General features: G+C 63.5%; 16 protein-coding genes. 7 read left to right on the forward strand and 9 right to left on the reverse strand.

Annotated features, from left to right (window positions below; translation table 11 throughout):
* Positions 1-5: 5 nt before the first annotated feature.
* Positions 6-1,433: a methylenetetrahydrofolate--tRNA-(uracil(54)-C(5))-methyltransferase (FADH(2)-oxidizing) TrmFO gene (trmFO, locus tag QY049_RS01800; protein WP_258766815.1), complete on the reverse strand. Its 1,428-nt coding sequence runs from the start codon at positions 1,431-1,433 to the stop codon at positions 6-8.
* 125 nt (positions 1,434-1,558) lie between these two features.
* Complete coding sequence (locus tag QY049_RS01805; RefSeq protein WP_301268703.1) at positions 1,559-1,711, reverse strand: DUF1127 domain-containing protein; 153 nt, start codon at positions 1,709-1,711, stop codon at positions 1,559-1,561.
* Positions 1,712-2,361: 650 nt separating this feature from the next.
* Here QY049_RS01805 and QY049_RS01810 point away from each other — a divergent pair.
* On the forward strand, positions 2,362-2,688 hold the full coding sequence (locus tag QY049_RS01810; protein ID WP_301268704.1) for a hypothetical protein: 327 nt from the start codon (positions 2,362-2,364) through the stop codon (positions 2,686-2,688).
* A 78-nt stretch (positions 2,689-2,766) separates the two neighbouring features.
* Here the strand turns inward: QY049_RS01810 and QY049_RS01815 are convergent, their stop codons facing one another.
* Entirely contained in the window at positions 2,767-3,591 is an 825-nt protein-coding gene (locus QY049_RS01815; protein ID WP_194475761.1) for a lytic murein transglycosylase, read from the reverse strand.
* Between the two features lie 145 nt (positions 3,592-3,736).
* The gene (locus QY049_RS01820) at positions 3,737-4,639 is read right to left on the reverse strand and encodes a DUF2189 domain-containing protein (protein ID WP_301268705.1); all 903 of its coding nucleotides are present in this window, start codon (positions 4,637-4,639) and stop codon (positions 3,737-3,739) included.
* Positions 4,640-4,972: 333 nt separating this feature from the next.
* Between QY049_RS01820 and QY049_RS01825 the strand changes: the two genes are divergently transcribed.
* Entirely contained in the window at positions 4,973-5,392 is a 420-nt protein-coding gene (locus tag QY049_RS01825) for a DUF3597 domain-containing protein (RefSeq protein WP_258766819.1), read from the forward strand.
* Between the two features lie 66 nt (positions 5,393-5,458).
* Here QY049_RS01825 and QY049_RS01830 read toward each other — a convergent pair whose 3' ends face one another.
* The gene (locus QY049_RS01830) at positions 5,459-5,734 is read right to left on the reverse strand and encodes a GNAT family N-acetyltransferase (RefSeq protein ID WP_194475764.1); all 276 of its coding nucleotides are present in this window, start codon (positions 5,732-5,734) and stop codon (positions 5,459-5,461) included.
* Between the two features lie 326 nt (positions 5,735-6,060).
* Between QY049_RS01830 and QY049_RS01835 the strand changes: the two genes are divergently transcribed.
* A complete protein-coding gene (locus QY049_RS01835; protein ID WP_194475765.1) occupies positions 6,061-6,459 on the forward strand; it encodes an SPW repeat protein in 399 nt (132 codons plus the stop codon).
* Between the two features lie 50 nt (positions 6,460-6,509).
* Here QY049_RS01835 and QY049_RS01840 read toward each other — a convergent pair whose 3' ends face one another.
* From QY049_RS01840 to QY049_RS01850, 3 genes are all read right to left on the reverse strand, one after another.
* Complete coding sequence (locus QY049_RS01840) at positions 6,510-6,785, reverse strand: GNAT family N-acetyltransferase (protein ID WP_194475766.1); 276 nt, start codon at positions 6,783-6,785, stop codon at positions 6,510-6,512.
* Between the two features lie 11 nt (positions 6,786-6,796).
* Entirely contained in the window at positions 6,797-7,312 is a 516-nt protein-coding gene (locus QY049_RS01845) for a DUF3828 domain-containing protein (RefSeq protein WP_301268706.1), read from the reverse strand.
* Positions 7,313-7,404: 92 nt separating this feature from the next.
* Positions 7,405-7,716 carry a hypothetical protein gene (locus QY049_RS01850; RefSeq protein ID WP_301268707.1) on the reverse strand — a complete coding sequence of 104 codons (312 nt, stop codon included), beginning with the start codon at positions 7,714-7,716 and terminating at the stop codon, positions 7,405-7,407.
* A gap of 94 nt (positions 7,717-7,810) precedes the next feature.
* On the opposite strand from QY049_RS01850, the gene QY049_RS01855 reads away from it, so the two are divergent.
* The 4 genes from QY049_RS01855 (at position 7,811) to QY049_RS01870 (ending at position 11,784) form a co-directional block, all read left to right on the forward strand.
* Positions 7,811-8,308 carry a hypothetical protein gene (locus tag QY049_RS01855; RefSeq protein ID WP_301268708.1) on the forward strand — a complete coding sequence of 166 codons (498 nt, stop codon included), beginning with the start codon at positions 7,811-7,813 and terminating at the stop codon, positions 8,306-8,308.
* Between the two features lie 123 nt (positions 8,309-8,431).
* Positions 8,432-10,039, forward strand: a complete 1,608-nt coding sequence (locus QY049_RS01860) for an acyl-CoA synthetase (RefSeq protein ID WP_301268709.1) — start codon at positions 8,432-8,434, stop codon at positions 10,037-10,039.
* 9 nt (positions 10,040-10,048) lie between these two features.
* The gene (locus QY049_RS01865; RefSeq protein WP_301268710.1) at positions 10,049-10,909 is read left to right on the forward strand and encodes a DUF296 domain-containing protein; all 861 of its coding nucleotides are present in this window, start codon (positions 10,049-10,051) and stop codon (positions 10,907-10,909) included.
* A 107-nt stretch (positions 10,910-11,016) separates the two neighbouring features.
* A complete protein-coding gene (locus QY049_RS01870) occupies positions 11,017-11,784 on the forward strand; it encodes an AAA family ATPase (RefSeq protein ID WP_301269249.1) in 768 nt (255 codons plus the stop codon).
* Positions 11,785-12,555: 771 nt separating this feature from the next.
* Here QY049_RS01870 and QY049_RS01875 read toward each other — a convergent pair.
* On the reverse strand, positions 12,556-13,476 hold the full coding sequence (locus tag QY049_RS01875) for a nucleoside hydrolase (protein WP_301268711.1): 921 nt from the start codon (positions 13,474-13,476) through the stop codon (positions 12,556-12,558).
* Positions 13,477-13,499 lie beyond the last annotated feature (23 nt).

Below are 13,499 nucleotides of genomic sequence, written 5' to 3' on the forward strand. Positions count from 1 at the left end.
ATATCTCACGCGGCTGCGGCGATGCGCAAATGATCGGCGATCCATCGATCGAGATCGGCGAGCGCCAAGGCGCTCATCGCCTGCTTCTTGGCCACCGTCTTCTCGTTGCCGCGCAGGCGCGTGCCGTCTGGCTTCTTCGTCGGTGCGCTGGCAAGCGGCGGGAACAGGCCGAAATTGATGTTCATTGGCTGGAACGAGCGCGTGCCCGGCTCGATGGTCTCGATATGGCCGCCGGTGATGTGGCCGAGCAGCGATCCGAGCGCCGTGGTGCTGGGTGGGCTTGCAAGTGTCTCGCCGCGCGCATCCGCGGCCGCATAGAGGCCGGCGATCAGGCCGACGCTGGCGGATTCGACATAGCCCTCGCAGCCCGTCATCTGGCCGGCAAAGCGCAGCCGCGGCTGCGCGCGCAGGCGCAATTGGCCGTCGAGCAGCTTTGGCGAGTTCAGGAAGGTGTTGCGATGCAGGCCGCCGAGGCGGGCGAATTCAGCTTTCTCCAGCCCTGGAATGGTGCGGAAGATGCGCTGCTGCTCGCCGTATTTCAGCTTCGTCTGGAAGCCGACGATGTTGTAGAGCGTGCCGAGCTTGTTGTCCTGGCGCAGCTGCACGATCGCGTAGGCTTTTGTCGCGGGATCGTGCGGATTGGTGAGGCCGACCGGCTTCATCGGGCCGTGACGCAGTGTCTCGGGGCCGCGCTCCGCCATCACCTCGATCGGCAGGCAGCCGTCGAAATAGGGCGTATTGGTCTCCCACTCCTTGAACTCGGTCTTCTCGCCCGCGATCAGCGCAGCGACGAAGCCGTCATACTGCTCCTTGGTCATCGGGCAATTGATGTAGTCGGCGCCGTTGCCGCCGGGGCCGACCTTGTCGTAGCGCGACTGGAACCAGGCCACCGACATGTCGATGGATTCGCGATGCACGATCGGTGCGATCGCATCGAAGAAGGCGAGCGCGTTCTCGTCGGTCAGCTCGCGGATGGCGTCCGCCAGCGGGGCAGAGGTGAGGGGGCCGGTTGCAACTATGACGTTGCTCCATTCGGCCGGCGGCAGGCCCTTGATCTCACCGCGGGCGATCTCGATCAGGGGGTGGTCGTCCAGCGCCTTGGTCACGGCCGCGGAGAAGCCGTCGCGGTCGACGGCGAGTGCACCGCCGGCGGGGACCTGGTTGGCGTCGGCCGCGCGCATGATCAGCGAGCCGAGGCGGCGCATCTCCGCGTGCAGCAGGCCGACGGCGTTGTTGGCGGCGTCGTCCGAGCGGAACGAGTTGGAGCAGACGAGCTCGGCAAGCCCGTCAGTGCGGTGCGCCTCGGTCATGCGGTCCGGCCGCATCTCGTGCAGCACCACGGGTACGCCTGATTTGGCCACCTGCCAGGCGGCTTCGGAACCGGCAAGGCCGGCGCCGATGACGTGCACGGTGTTGGATAGGGGTCCTGTCATGGGGCGGACAGGTAGCGCTTTTCGGCGGTCAGTGGAATCGCCGAGATCGGGTTTTCGCCATCAGAAACGACAACGCCCGCACGAGGCGGGCGCTATCGGTTCGTCCGGTAAAGGGCTGAACGATATCAGCCCTGATGCTGACCGGCGGCAACGCGCGGGATGTCCGAGCGATCGAGGCCGATGTCGGCCAGTTCGCGATCGCTGAGCTGGGACAGCTCGGCAACATTGCGCTGATAGTCCCGGAAAGCCTGGATCATGCGGATGAGCGAGAGCAGCATTGGTAGTCTCCTGTAGTTCGATTCAGCCCTTGCCCGGGCGTCATCGTTGAAATGAATATAGGTGAGCGTAGTGCAGTGCGAAAGTTCCGATGTTGCGATGCAGCTAAGCGTGAAGCGCATGGCGCGGGTAAGAAACGCTTAACCTCTGGGCGCAGCCGCCCAATAGCTGGGCGGAAACATGCATTCGATGCGATAAGTACCCGTAAAATCACGGATTTATCAACTATTCGACGGTTCCGATCGTTACGGAAATAAGTTACGTTCCCGTGATCTGCAAGGCGTCGGACCAGCTTGTAGGCCCAAGTCAGCCATGCACGATTCGCATGAATCGGAATTCATAGAAACGAATTTATATTCATACTATGCCCGTAGCTGTGAATATCCGGTTTGAAGTCAGAGAGGGCAATCAAGGCCACGAGTTAGCACCGTGAGCGCTTCAAAGGGCTCGCGGCGACCTACGTGGTCTGCCGGATCCATCGACGGGCGGAGACCATTTCGATGGTGCGTTGCACACGCTGAACGTGCAGATCCTGATTACGAAGTTGTAATGAAAATCAGAAATTTCGCATGAGGGCTCTGCGTGATGCGCAACATCACGCAATTCTCGCGGGGAATTTATTGCGGCAAGTTGTCGCGTCCGAAGCAAAGTCATGCCGCAGATTCCGGCAATGTCGCTGGACCTGTCTCAAGAACAAAAGAAGGAAAGTAACATCATGACGAAGTTACTCGGGGTTATCGCAATTGCCGCCGTCGCATTCGCCGTCGCACCGGCCCAGGCCGCCAAGCACGGCATGGGCGGCTGCAGCTCGGGCAATCTTGAAAAGACCGAGACCGCGGTCGAGGGGATGCCGGACGGCGACGTGAAAATGGCCGCGCAGAAGGAAATTGCTTCCGCGCAGGACTCCATGCTCAACGGTAAAATGGGTGCGTGCGGCATGCACCTGAACAAGGCGATGCACGCCACCATGGGTAAGTAGTCGGGTAGGCAAGCGCAATCCAAGAGAGGGCCGGTCGCCAGGGCGATCGGCCCGACGCGCTTTGTTTCCGTGCGTGTCCTAAGGGGCGTGCGCAAGTTGGGTGGCAAAATAGGCCACCGTCTTGGAATAGACTTCGCTCTTGTTCCACTGCTGGAGTACCGCGAAGTTCGGGCTGCCCGGTTGCCAGTCCTTGCCCCTTTGCCAGCCATAGCCGGCGAGATAGTTGGCGGTCGAGGCGAGCACGTCGGGCGCGTTGTGCAGCAGGTCGCGCTTGCCGTTGCCGTCGAAATCGACGGCGTATTTCATCCATGATGACGGCATGAACTGGGTCTGGCCGAGCTCGCCGGCCCAGGCGCCTTTCATGTCGGCGGGTGCGAGATCACCGCGTTGGACGATACGCAGCGCATCCATCAGCTCGCCGCGAAATTGCTCGGAGCGCCGGCAGTCATAGGCGAGCGTCGCCAGCGAGCGGATCGTCGCGAACTTGCCGGTGTTGACGCCGAAATCGGTTTCCAGACCCCAGATCGCGACCAGGATCTCGCCGGGCACGCCATAGGTTTGTTCGATGCGCGAGAGCACCGATCCGTACTGCTTCATCTTATTGGACCCGCGCATCATCCGCGGCGGCACCATGCGGCCGGAAAACTCCTCGAAGGTCTGCGTGAAGACCTTTTGCGACTTGTCGCGGTTGAGCACGCCCTGGTCCAACGTGACGCCGGCAAGTCCAGCGGTGATGGCCTGTTGCGAAATGCCCTTGGCCGCGGCCTCGGTTTTGAAATCCGCAAGCCAGGCGTCAAAATTGCCCGAGCCGCAAGCGACCGCGGCGAAAGCGGGCTCGGCGGACACGATGGAGGCTGAGAGGGCGAAGGCTGCGAGAGCGAGACGAGAAATCGTCAGGGTCATCAGATGTAATTGATTCCGTGAAGCGATATGACCGGCGGCGGCAATGTCAGATGTAACCGCGGCCAAAGCAAGGCCTATGACGGCAGCCGATCCCGCCCGGGACATGGGGCGGGATCGGCCCGAACGAGATCGCCGGTCAGTCGCGCTATTCCCTGTTCCGCCACGGGAAGAGATTGGCGGGGAAATCTGCGGCCGGCTTGCGCGGACGTTGCGGCGGAGGCGGCACCGGCCGGGCACCGGGCTCGGAGACGATCACCTTGCGGTAGAGATGCCAGGTGGCGTGGCCAAGCAGGGGGATGACCACGGCGAGCCCGAGGAACGCGGGGATCGTTCCGAGCGCCAGCAGCACCGCGACGATCAGGCCCCAGGCTGCCATCGGCACCGGGTTCTTGGCGACGACGCGCAGCGACGTCACCATCGCTTCGAACGCTCCGGCATGGCGGTCGAGCATCAGCGGAAACGATACGGCGCTGAGGCAGAGCGCTGCGAGCGCGAACAGGAAGCCCGTGCCGCAGCCGACCACGATCAGCCACCAGCCCTGCGATGTCGTCAGCACCCGCGTCACGAAATCCGAGATTCCGGTCACGCCCTCATAGCCGAACGCGGCGACATAGATCGCCTGCGCCGTCGCGACCCAGGTCACGAACAACGCGAGCAGCAGCGTGCCGAGGCCGAGCATGGCGCCGAAGGAGGGGGAGCGCAGCACGTCCATCGCATCCCAGGCACTGGCTTCCTCATGGCGTTCGCGGCGGCTGGAGAGCTCATAAAGGCCGAGCGCTGCGAACGGGCCGATCAGGGCGAAGCCCGCGGCCAGCGGAAACAGCAGCGGTATCACCGAATAGCCCATCGCGACGCGCGCGATCACGAGGCCGAGCACCGGATAGATCACGCAGAGGATGATGGCGTGGCTCGGAACGGCCTTGAAGTCTTCCCAACCGCGCTTGAGCGCGTCGTGCAGGTCGGAGAGTTTTATGGTTCGGATGACCGGTCCAGCCGCATCTGCGGTCTGGCCCATCGTGGGGACATTGCCCTGATAGAGTGTGGCCATGGTCGGCTTGCTCCCTTGTCATGCAGCCGAATTCGGCGCCGACAACGGCGCAAGCGGCCGCTTCTCTGAGTTTCGCGAGTCCAACCAGACGCGAATTCCTGTTGGCATCGCGAGCTGAACGCGAAGCGTACGCCGATTTCCGAGTCCTGTCCCTCACGCTTGGGTGAGATTCGTTGCCGCAGTGCAACCTCGGTGACGTCATCCGGTCGTCATTTCGCCGCAGATAAGCTCATGCTGCCTGCGAGTTCGCGGAACTTCGCGGGCGCTACGACGTAACTTCGTCTATAAGTGCCAACACAGGGCCTTCCAAGGGATCCTTTTCGGGGAGCAGACATGAGCATTTTCGGGAAAATCATGGGCGCAATCTTCGGTAGCCATGCGGCTTCCGCGACGCCCGCCGGCGGCGCACCCGCGGGCAGCACGCCTGCGCCCGCAGGAGCCGCGCCGGGCGGATCGGCGCCAGCGTCTGTGCCCGCCGCAGCGCCGGCTGCAACTGTGGATGTTGCGGCGATCGTCGACAAGGCCGCCGCCGCGCACAAGGGCGAGAAGCTGGAATGGCGGACCTCGATCGTCGACCTGATGAAGGCCCTCGACGTCGATTCGAGCCTGGCTGCGCGCAAGGACCTCGCCAAGGAGCTCGGCTACACCGGCGACACGAACGACTCCGCCACCATGAACGTCTGGCTGCACAAGCAGGTGATGTCCAAGCTCGCCGCCAATGGCGGCAAGCTGCCGCCTGAAATCAAGCACTGACCGGCACGCTCCGGTCGACGCCAGGCAACTAGGGAAGGGCCCGCGACGTCGCGGGCCCTTTCGCGTTCAGGCCTTGAGATCCGCATTCTCCGGATGCCTGTCGAGATAGTCGACGACGAAGCCACAGCCCGCGATCACCTTTCTGCCGTCGCCGCGGATGATATCGAGCGCGCCCTTGATCAGCTCGGACGCAATGCCGCGGCCGCGCAGCGCGCGCGGCGTCTCGGTGTGGGTGATGATGACGGCCGAGGGCGTCAGCCGGTAATTGGCGAAGGCGATCTCGCTGCCGACATCGAGCTCGAAACGGCTGCTGTCCTTGTTGTCGCGTACCGATGCCGCCATGCCTGATCCTTCCGAAGCCATGTTTGTTCCGTGATCTAGGCGCCTGAACCCGCGCTTGCCAAGGCGGGACCAAGGGAGGTTGTCGCAGAGGAGATCTCCGGAAAGTGCGTGTCCCGGTCCGCCTCATAGCGTAGTGCGGCATGAATTCCTGCCGTGAACATCGCGTGGCGGTCGCGAATAATCTTCGATATTGGTCTTGCAAGTTCCACGGCGGTTCCCACGTCCCTTGAAGGACATACGCCCGAAGGCGGCCGGCAGGGTCGCTAGACGTTCGGAGTATTAAGAGAGCCAGCCGCCGACGTATGCCTCTTTTGTAGGAGGGTACGATGTCGGACTTTAGTTTCTTGAATACTCATCGCACATGGGAAGACTGGTGTGGGATGCTGCTCGGCGCGCTGATTGTCGCCTCGCCGTGGTTTCCCATCCAGGATCAATCTGGGATCGCGGGGCAGCAGACGATCGTCGTGAACGCGGTCGTAGTCGGGCTCGTCATATTTGGCCTCAGCCAGCTCGAATATGTCGCCTTGCAGCGATGGCAGGAGGCCGCGACGATCCTGATCGGGCTGTGGCTCATCGTCTCGCCCTACGTGCTCGGCTATTCCGGCGAAGGTTTTCTCAGAATCTACCACACGAGTCTCGGCGGGGTCGCGGTAGTCCTCGGCGTGCTCCAGCTGTGGCAGGACTGGGACCTGAATGATCAGGATATGCTGAAGCACGGGCAATAGGCCGTGGAATTTCGGCAGGCCCGTCGCGAGATCGGCGGGCTTGGGCCGGCTTATCTCTTCACCAGGTCCTGATAGTCCGGGTGCTTCTCGATCCACGCCTTCACGAACGGGCATTGCGGGATCAGCCTCAGGCCGCTGGCGCGGACCTGGTCGAGTGCGCCTTGCACCAGTCTCGAGCCGACGCCTTTGCCGCCGAGTTCCTTCGGCACGTCGGTATGCTCGAAGGTGATGACGTTGCCGTCGAGCTTGTAATGTTCGGTCGCGATGTAGCCCTCCACCTCCAGCTCGTAGCGGTGATGGGCTTTGTTGTTGATCACGTCGCTCATGAAGTCTCCGGTCAGTTCTTCAGCGAGTCCGTCAGCATCTTGCGGATCGACCAGGCTTCGCCGTCGGAGGAGCCCTTGATGTCGTCGATCTTCCAGCTGCCGGCCTCGAGCACGAAGTCGTAGCGCACGATCTGGTCGGCGGGTTTGCGGTCGTTGCGGTGGCCGGTGATTGTCACCGCAAGCTTCGCCTTGTCGGCCTCCGTCTTCTCCGCGTCAACCTTGAACGACTTCACGTCCGGTTCCTGCGAATTGGTCACCGGATCGAAGTCGATCGGCCCGACATCGCCCTTCGGCGTGTGCGCATCCGCCTTGGCCCACAGCGCAACCAGCGCCTTGGAAAGATATTTCGCTTTGGCCGCCTTGTTCTCGGTGACGAAGGCTGCGCCACCCTCGCCCTTGCCCTTGGCGGCGCGGGTGTAGATTGCCGTCAGGATGAAAACGGGGTCGCTGGCGGCGGGGGCCTGAGCGAAGGCCGGCTTGGCGGCGACGAGGAGAGAGGCGGCAATGAGGTTGCGGCGGGTGAGCATGGATGGTCCCTGAGATGATGGCACGCGACCATAGGCCGGGACGGCCCGTGTCAGCGCGGTATCTCAGTAGACCGACGCAAGAGCCGTTCGGTTCAATCTGCGGCCTTGGCGAGCCGCGAATTCTCCGGCTGAGGATTGGGGCGCAGGCAGCCTTGGCAGATAACCAGAGAGCGATTGACCTTGGCGTCCTGGTCGGCGTCGAGCCCGTCGCTCTCGGCTTGCGCAGCGATGCGCGATGCCTGTGCCGGCATGGCGGTGCGCGGCTGGTTGGGATTTTCGCCTGCTCCATCCCAGGCATAGCGCGCGGGCTTGAATGCGGAATCCGCGGCGAGGTGGGCTTGCGGAGCCACGGCACATCCGGCGAGCGCCAGCGAGAGCAGGAGAACGACGGGCGCTTTGACCATGATGCGGCACTCTGTACACGACAACTAAGCGAGGTTGCGCCGATCATGTTTAAAATTCCCTGAACGATGGCGGCTGCGTCTGCGACCAACGCGCATGCGATGTCTGATCGTCCTGCTCACGATGCTCACGGCCGCGGCGCGCGCCGACGACGCCAAGCCGTTCAATCCCGCCGACTATCCGCCCGCCGTGCAGAAGGCGGTGCATTACGCCAATGAGGAATGCGACAGCCAGGGCGGCGGCGCCGTGACGTTTGCACCTGATACGGTGCGCAAAGTCGACCTGACCGGCGATGGCCGCGACGATTACATCGTCGATTTCCGCGACACCAAATGCGGCGAACGCGAGAGCACCTATTGCGGAACCGGTGGCTGCCTGCTGGACATCCTGGTGACGCGGCCCGATGGCGCCGTACTTGCCGTGTTCGACGGCTATGTCCGCAGCTACAGCATCGCGCCGCCGCCGATGAAGCACGGTGCGGCGCGCACCATCCGCTTCGACTTGCACGGCAGCTATTGCGGCGGTTTTGGTTCGCAGGCCTGTGTCAAGGAGAAGGCGATCACGGCGACGCCGTTCGAGTTCAAAAAGCCCTAGGGGTTTTGGAATCCTTGGGGCTGGTGCGCGGCCGGCGGCCTTGCTACGCCGCAGGCGATGGCGATAAATGGGCTTCAATGAGCGGACGGCTTGCGTGCCGTTCGCCGCCCAAGAGGAAGCCCGATGCAGCCGCTCCGCATGTCCCGCCGTGTCATGAATCTCGCTCATATGCTGACGCAGAATGCGCGGCGGCATGGCTCGCGGCCCGGTTTCGTCTGGGGAGACAAAACCTGGACCTGGCGCGAGATCGATGCGCAGGTCTCGGCTCTCGCGGCGGCGCTCGCCGCGCGCGGCATCGACAAGGGCGACCGCATCCTCGTTCATTCCAAGAATGGCGACGAGATGTTCTTTTCGATGTTCGCGGCTTTCCGGCTCGGCGCGGTCTGGGTGCCCACCAATTTCCGCTTGATGGCCGACGAGGTCGCCTATCTCGCACAGGCCTCGGGCGCGAAGGCGTTTCTCTGTCATGTCGATTTCCCGGAACACGCAGCTTTGGTGAAAGGCGGCGCGCTGGAATTCACCTGGAGCATCGAAGGCAAGGCATCTTTCGGCGAACGCTCGGTGGCCGATGCGATCGCATCGAAGGCGGGAGTTGCGGTCGAGAACGTCGCGGTCGAGCATGACGACCCCTGCTGGTTCTTTTTCACGTCCGGCACCACCGGCCGCTCCAAGGCCGCGGTGCTGACCCACGGCCAGATGGGCTTTGTCGTCACCAACCATCTCGCCGATCTCACCCCCGGCGTCACGGAGGCCGATGCCTCGTTGGTGGTGGCTCCGCTGTCGCATGGCGCCGGCGTGCATCAGCTGGTGCAGACCGCGCGCGGCGTCTGCACCGTGCTGCTGTCGACCGAAAAATTCGACATCGATGAGGCATTCCGCCTGATCGAAAGGCATCTTGTCGCCAACCTCTTCACGGTGCCGACCATCCTGAAGATGATGGTCGAGCATCCCGCCGCCGACAAATACGATCATTCCTCGCTGCGCCACGTCATCTATGCCGGCGCGCCGATGTATCGCGAGGATCAGAAGGCCGCGCTGAAGAAACTCGGCAAGGTCATCGTGCAGTATTTCGGCCTCGGCGAGGTTACCGGCAACATCACGGTGCTGCCGGCGGCGCTGCACGACCCCGAGGACGGTCCGCATGCGAAGATCGGCACCTGCGGCTTCGAGCGCACCGGCATGCAGGTCTCGATCCAGGACGACGAGGGCCGCGAGGTCCAGGCGAACCAGAGCGGCGAGATCTGCGTGATCGGGCCCGCGGTGCTCGCGGGCTATTACGACAATCCCGATGCCAATGCGAAGGCATTCCGCAACGGCTGGTTCCGCACCGGCGATCTCGGCCACATGGACGAGGAGGGGTTCGTCTACATCACCGGTCGCGCCTCCGATATGTACATCTCCGGCGGCTCCAACATCTATCCGCGCGAGATCGAGGAGAAGATCCTGACGCATCCCGCGGTCGGCGAGGTCGCGGTGCTCGGCGTGCCCGACGCGACCTGGGGCGAGGTCGGCGTCGCCGTCTGCGTTCCGTGCGAGGGCGCGAAGGCCGTGAGCGAAGCCGAGATGGCGGCGTTTCTCTCGCCGAAGGTCCCTCGCTACAAGATGCCGAAGCGGTTCTTCTTCTGGGAGGCACTGCCGAAATCCGGCTACGGCAAGGTGCCGAAACGCATGGTGCGCGACGAGCTCGAGGCGCGCGGGCTGCTCGATCTCGACAAGACCAAGGCGGGCTGAGCGCGGGGCATGCGGAGCATCAAGCAGCCGGGCGCGTCGGTTACTGAACGTATCCAATGGGTGGAGGCAAGGGGGCGCGGATTCTCGTTCACGCTTCAAGCCGGCCTGCCGCTGCTCGAGGCCGCGCGCCGCGGTTTTGCGGCTGAGGGCTTTGCCGGCGGCGTGCTGAATTTCACGAGCGGCGCGCTCGGACCGTTCGGCTACGTGATGCCGGCGCTGTCGAAGACCGGCGAAAACGCGGCGTTCTATAGCGACACCTATCGGCCCGCGGGAGTGAGCCACACCAGACTCGGCAGCATGACGCTCGGCGTTCGCGACGGTGCGCCGTTCTTTCATTGCCATGGGCTGTGGACCGAGGCCGACGGTAAGGTGAGCGGCGGCCACATGCTCCCGGACGAGACTGTCGTCGCCGAGCCGTTCGAGGTCCAGGCGTTCGGCGTCGACGGCGCGATGTTCGCCGCCGAGCCAGACCCCGAGACCAATTTCAAGCTGTTCGGGCCGGTCGTTTCCGCGAACTCGGGCGCGCGCACGACCAGCCGTACCTTCGCGCTGCGGCTGCGCCCGAACCAGGATTTTGCCGGTTGTCTCGAGGCGTTCTGCCACGCCCACCGAATTGCGCGCGCAAAAATCCACGGCGGCGTCGGCTCGACCGTCGGCGCGCGCTTCACCCATGGCGGCGTGACCGAGCCGTTCGCCACGGAGCTGGCGATCACTGCCGGGACGGTTGCGCCTGGTGCTTCCGGGGTGCTGGAAGCCGCGCTCGACGTCGCCCTTATCGACTACACCGGCGGCATCGCCGAGGGACGCCTCGTCCGCGGCGACAATCCCGTGCTGATGACGATGGAACTGGTGCTGGAGGCGCTGGATTAGCGCACGCCTGAGGCTTGTGCCGGTCCGTCCATACCACTTGCCTGCCAGCAGCGTTCCCGTTATGTTCCGATCAGCGTGAGCGGAGCAAACCGGGCGGGGAGGCGGCAATGGGCCGAAGAGGCAATCGCACGATCAACCTGCCTGCGCCATATCTGAAGCGGGTCTGGCTCGATCCGTCGCAGGTTCGCGATCGCGAGGCTTATCCGTTTTGCTTGCCCATCTTTCCGGATGATTTCGAGTTCAACTTCGAGGCCGCGATCACAATCATCGTCGGCGAAAACGGCACCGGCAAGTCGACGATCTTGGAGGGTATCGCCGCTCTCGCCGGCTATGACGATGCCGGTGGCGGGAAGGGCTACATGCCCGTCGATCACTCCGAAGCGCGCGAAAAGATGGGCGGCCAACTTTCCAAAGCGCTGCGCGCGAGCTGGCTGCCGAAGATCACCAACGGCTGGTTCTTTCGCGCTGAGAGTTTTTTCTCGGTCGCGCGATATCTGGACAAGGCCGCGCGTGATAGTGGTCAGGTCGGTCCCGACTTCCTGTCGCACTCGCACGGCGAAGGCTTTCTGCGCTTTTTCGAGGAGCGTTGCCAGCGGCAAGGCATCTTCATTTTCGACGAGCCTGAATCGGCGCTGTCGCCGGCGCGGCAGATCGAATTTCTCAAGCTGCTGCGGCGTATGGACGAGTCCCGCATTTGCCAGGTCATCATGGCGACCCATGCACCTCTCCTGATGGCCTATCCCCATGCGCAGCTGCTTCGGTTGGGGAAATACGGGCTCGAGCCTGTTACCGTGGAGCAGACCGATCACTACCGGGTCATGCGAGAATTCTGCGACGACCCACGCGGGTTCGTCGAGGCGACGCTGGCGGAATAGGCGCGGGGCGCTGCTTCCGTCGTCATTGCGAGGAGCACTTGCAACGAAGCAATCCAGAATTTTTGCGCGGGGGCACTCTGGATTGCTTCGCGGCGCTCGCAATGGCGGTCTCGGCGCAAGGTTCGACTTCAAATTGGCCCTTGAAATCGCAGACACAGTTTCACGCTCTCGCGGCACGTCATGCCCGAGCTCTGCTGGAATCACCGCCCTCGAAGGTGCCGAGGGCGCAGGGAAGGCCGGGTGCCGGCTGGCACCCGCGGTCCACTGTGCGATATCTGCGCTACAAGAGGCTGCACAGCGGCATACAGGTGAAGCCAAACATCCGGCCTTCCCTGCGCAGTGGTTTGACGGCTTATGTCGTGATCTCCCCGGGGAGCGATGCACTATTGCCCCGTCGCCCTGCGGATGGCTGATGTGCGCGCCCGGTTGGACATCGCACATCACCTCAGGACTTGGCGCGCAGGCTCCGGGCGCCAGGACCACACGATTTTGCCGTACGTGGATCACACCGGTCGTGTGCGCGAGGTCTTGCTCACGGTTGCCCGCCCTGCAAACCCTTCGCGCCGATGTGACCCACGTCCACCACGTCCCCTCCCGCGTGTCGTGACGATCGCGATAGCGCCCCTCGGCCGGGTTGGGATGGGCGAATGATGTTGTATTTCCGAATTCTAGTAAAGCGAATTATTTCGATCAAGACGTGTTGACCTCGATCTCGCGTGTTTTGCCCGTCAGGCAACACGAGGTGTGGTGGGCACGTCGAGACGACGGGGCTCATTTTGCGCGGGAAAACGCTTCGAGCTTCACGAAGAAATCCCTCAGGATCGGATTGCGGTCCACATAGGTCACGTAGCGGATCGGATGGCGCCTTCGGTCGACGCTCCACGTCATCTGCTCCGTGAGGACAGGAGCCGAGACGATCACGCTCGGCGCCCACGCAGGGTTCAGCAGCCAGCCCACCGGCGCCATGTCCCAGATTTCCTTGGCCCAGCCCATGTGATCGGACGAATACTCCTTGAAGCGCATGGCGAGAAACGCGCCGATGCTGCCATGCGGTTCGACGTAGCGTTCGATCTCCGGCACCGTCGAGTGCAGGCGCGAAGTGACGCCGCGGCACGGCACCAGCACGAGCGGCACGCCGCTATCGAGCAGCACCTGCGCGCCGCCGACGTCCTGCTTGAGGTTGAACTCGATGGTGTCAGGCCATTCCAGCGCATGGCCGCCAAGCCAGACCACCACGACACGGTCGATGATATCGGGGGCCAAGAGCAGCGCCGAGGCGACGTTGCTGATAGCGCCGATGGCTATGACGTAGAGCGGATTGTCAGGCGAGCCCGCGCGCGCCCGGGCCACGAGGTCGTCCACGGCGGGCGCAGCGCGCGCCGTCTTGGCCGCACCGACATAGTCGGTGACGCCACGATGAACCAGGCCGTCAGGCGCGACGTTCAGGCGTTCCAGCAGGCGCAGGATCTCCTGATAGCTCAGCTCCATGCCGTGGCCGGGATTTTCTGCACGCGCATTGAAGAACGGCGCGGCGTAGATCGCCTCGATGTCGAAGCGCTCCGGCGACAGCAGCATCTGTACCAGCGCGAACTGATCGTCGATCTCGTTGTAGGTGTCGGTGTCGAGCACGACGCGGACCCTGCCGGCCGGGGGCTCCAGCAGTTTGAGGCGGGCTGCATCCGTGAGTGTCATCACCGTCTCCTCGAGCCGCAGGC

The organism is Bradyrhizobium sp. WYCCWR 13022 (assembly GCF_030435535.1).
Lineage (GTDB): Bacteria > Pseudomonadota > Alphaproteobacteria > Rhizobiales > Xanthobacteraceae > Bradyrhizobium.

What these genes read in the sequence shown, in the direction of transcription:
- QY049_RS01820 (WP_301268705.1), bottom strand. Translation starts at nt 4,639, where the DNA reads ATGGCCACACTCTATCAGGGCAATGTCCCCACGATGGGCCAGACCGCA.
- QY049_RS01840 (WP_194475766.1), bottom strand. Translation starts at nt 6,785, where the DNA reads ATGAGCGACGTGATCAACAACAAAGCCCATCACCGCTACGAGCTGGAG.
- QY049_RS01870 (WP_301269249.1), top strand. Translation starts at nt 11,017, where the DNA reads ATGGGCCGAAGAGGCAATCGCACGATCAACCTGCCTGCGCCATATCTG.
- QY049_RS01875 (WP_301268711.1), bottom strand. Translation starts at nt 13,476, where the DNA reads ATGACACTCACGGATGCAGCCCGCCTCAAACTGCTGGAGCCCCCGGCC.
- QY049_RS01825 (WP_258766819.1), top strand. Translation starts at nt 4,973, where the DNA reads ATGAGCATTTTCGGGAAAATCATGGGCGCAATCTTCGGTAGCCATGCG.
- QY049_RS01855 (WP_301268708.1), top strand. Translation starts at nt 7,811, where the DNA reads ATGCGATGTCTGATCGTCCTGCTCACGATGCTCACGGCCGCGGCGCGC.
- QY049_RS01815 (WP_194475761.1), bottom strand. Translation starts at nt 3,591, where the DNA reads ATGACCCTGACGATTTCTCGTCTCGCTCTCGCAGCCTTCGCCCTCTCA.
- trmFO (WP_258766815.1), bottom strand. Translation starts at nt 1,433, where the DNA reads ATGACAGGACCCCTATCCAACACCGTGCACGTCATCGGCGCCGGCCTT.
- QY049_RS01810 (WP_301268704.1), top strand. Translation starts at nt 2,362, where the DNA reads ATGCCGCAGATTCCGGCAATGTCGCTGGACCTGTCTCAAGAACAAAAG.
- QY049_RS01835 (WP_194475765.1), top strand. Translation starts at nt 6,061, where the DNA reads ATGTCGGACTTTAGTTTCTTGAATACTCATCGCACATGGGAAGACTGG.
- QY049_RS01860 (WP_301268709.1), top strand. Translation starts at nt 8,432, where the DNA reads ATGCAGCCGCTCCGCATGTCCCGCCGTGTCATGAATCTCGCTCATATG.
- QY049_RS01805 (WP_301268703.1), bottom strand. Translation starts at nt 1,711, where the DNA reads ATGCTGCTCTCGCTCATCCGCATGATCCAGGCTTTCCGGGACTATCAG.
- QY049_RS01865 (WP_301268710.1), top strand. Translation starts at nt 10,049, where the DNA reads ATGCGGAGCATCAAGCAGCCGGGCGCGTCGGTTACTGAACGTATCCAA.
- QY049_RS01830 (WP_194475764.1), bottom strand. Translation starts at nt 5,734, where the DNA reads ATGGCGGCATCGGTACGCGACAACAAGGACAGCAGCCGTTTCGAGCTC.
- QY049_RS01850 (WP_301268707.1), bottom strand. Translation starts at nt 7,716, where the DNA reads ATGGTCAAAGCGCCCGTCGTTCTCCTGCTCTCGCTGGCGCTCGCCGGA.
- QY049_RS01845 (WP_301268706.1), bottom strand. Translation starts at nt 7,312, where the DNA reads ATGCTCACCCGCCGCAACCTCATTGCCGCCTCTCTCCTCGTCGCCGCC.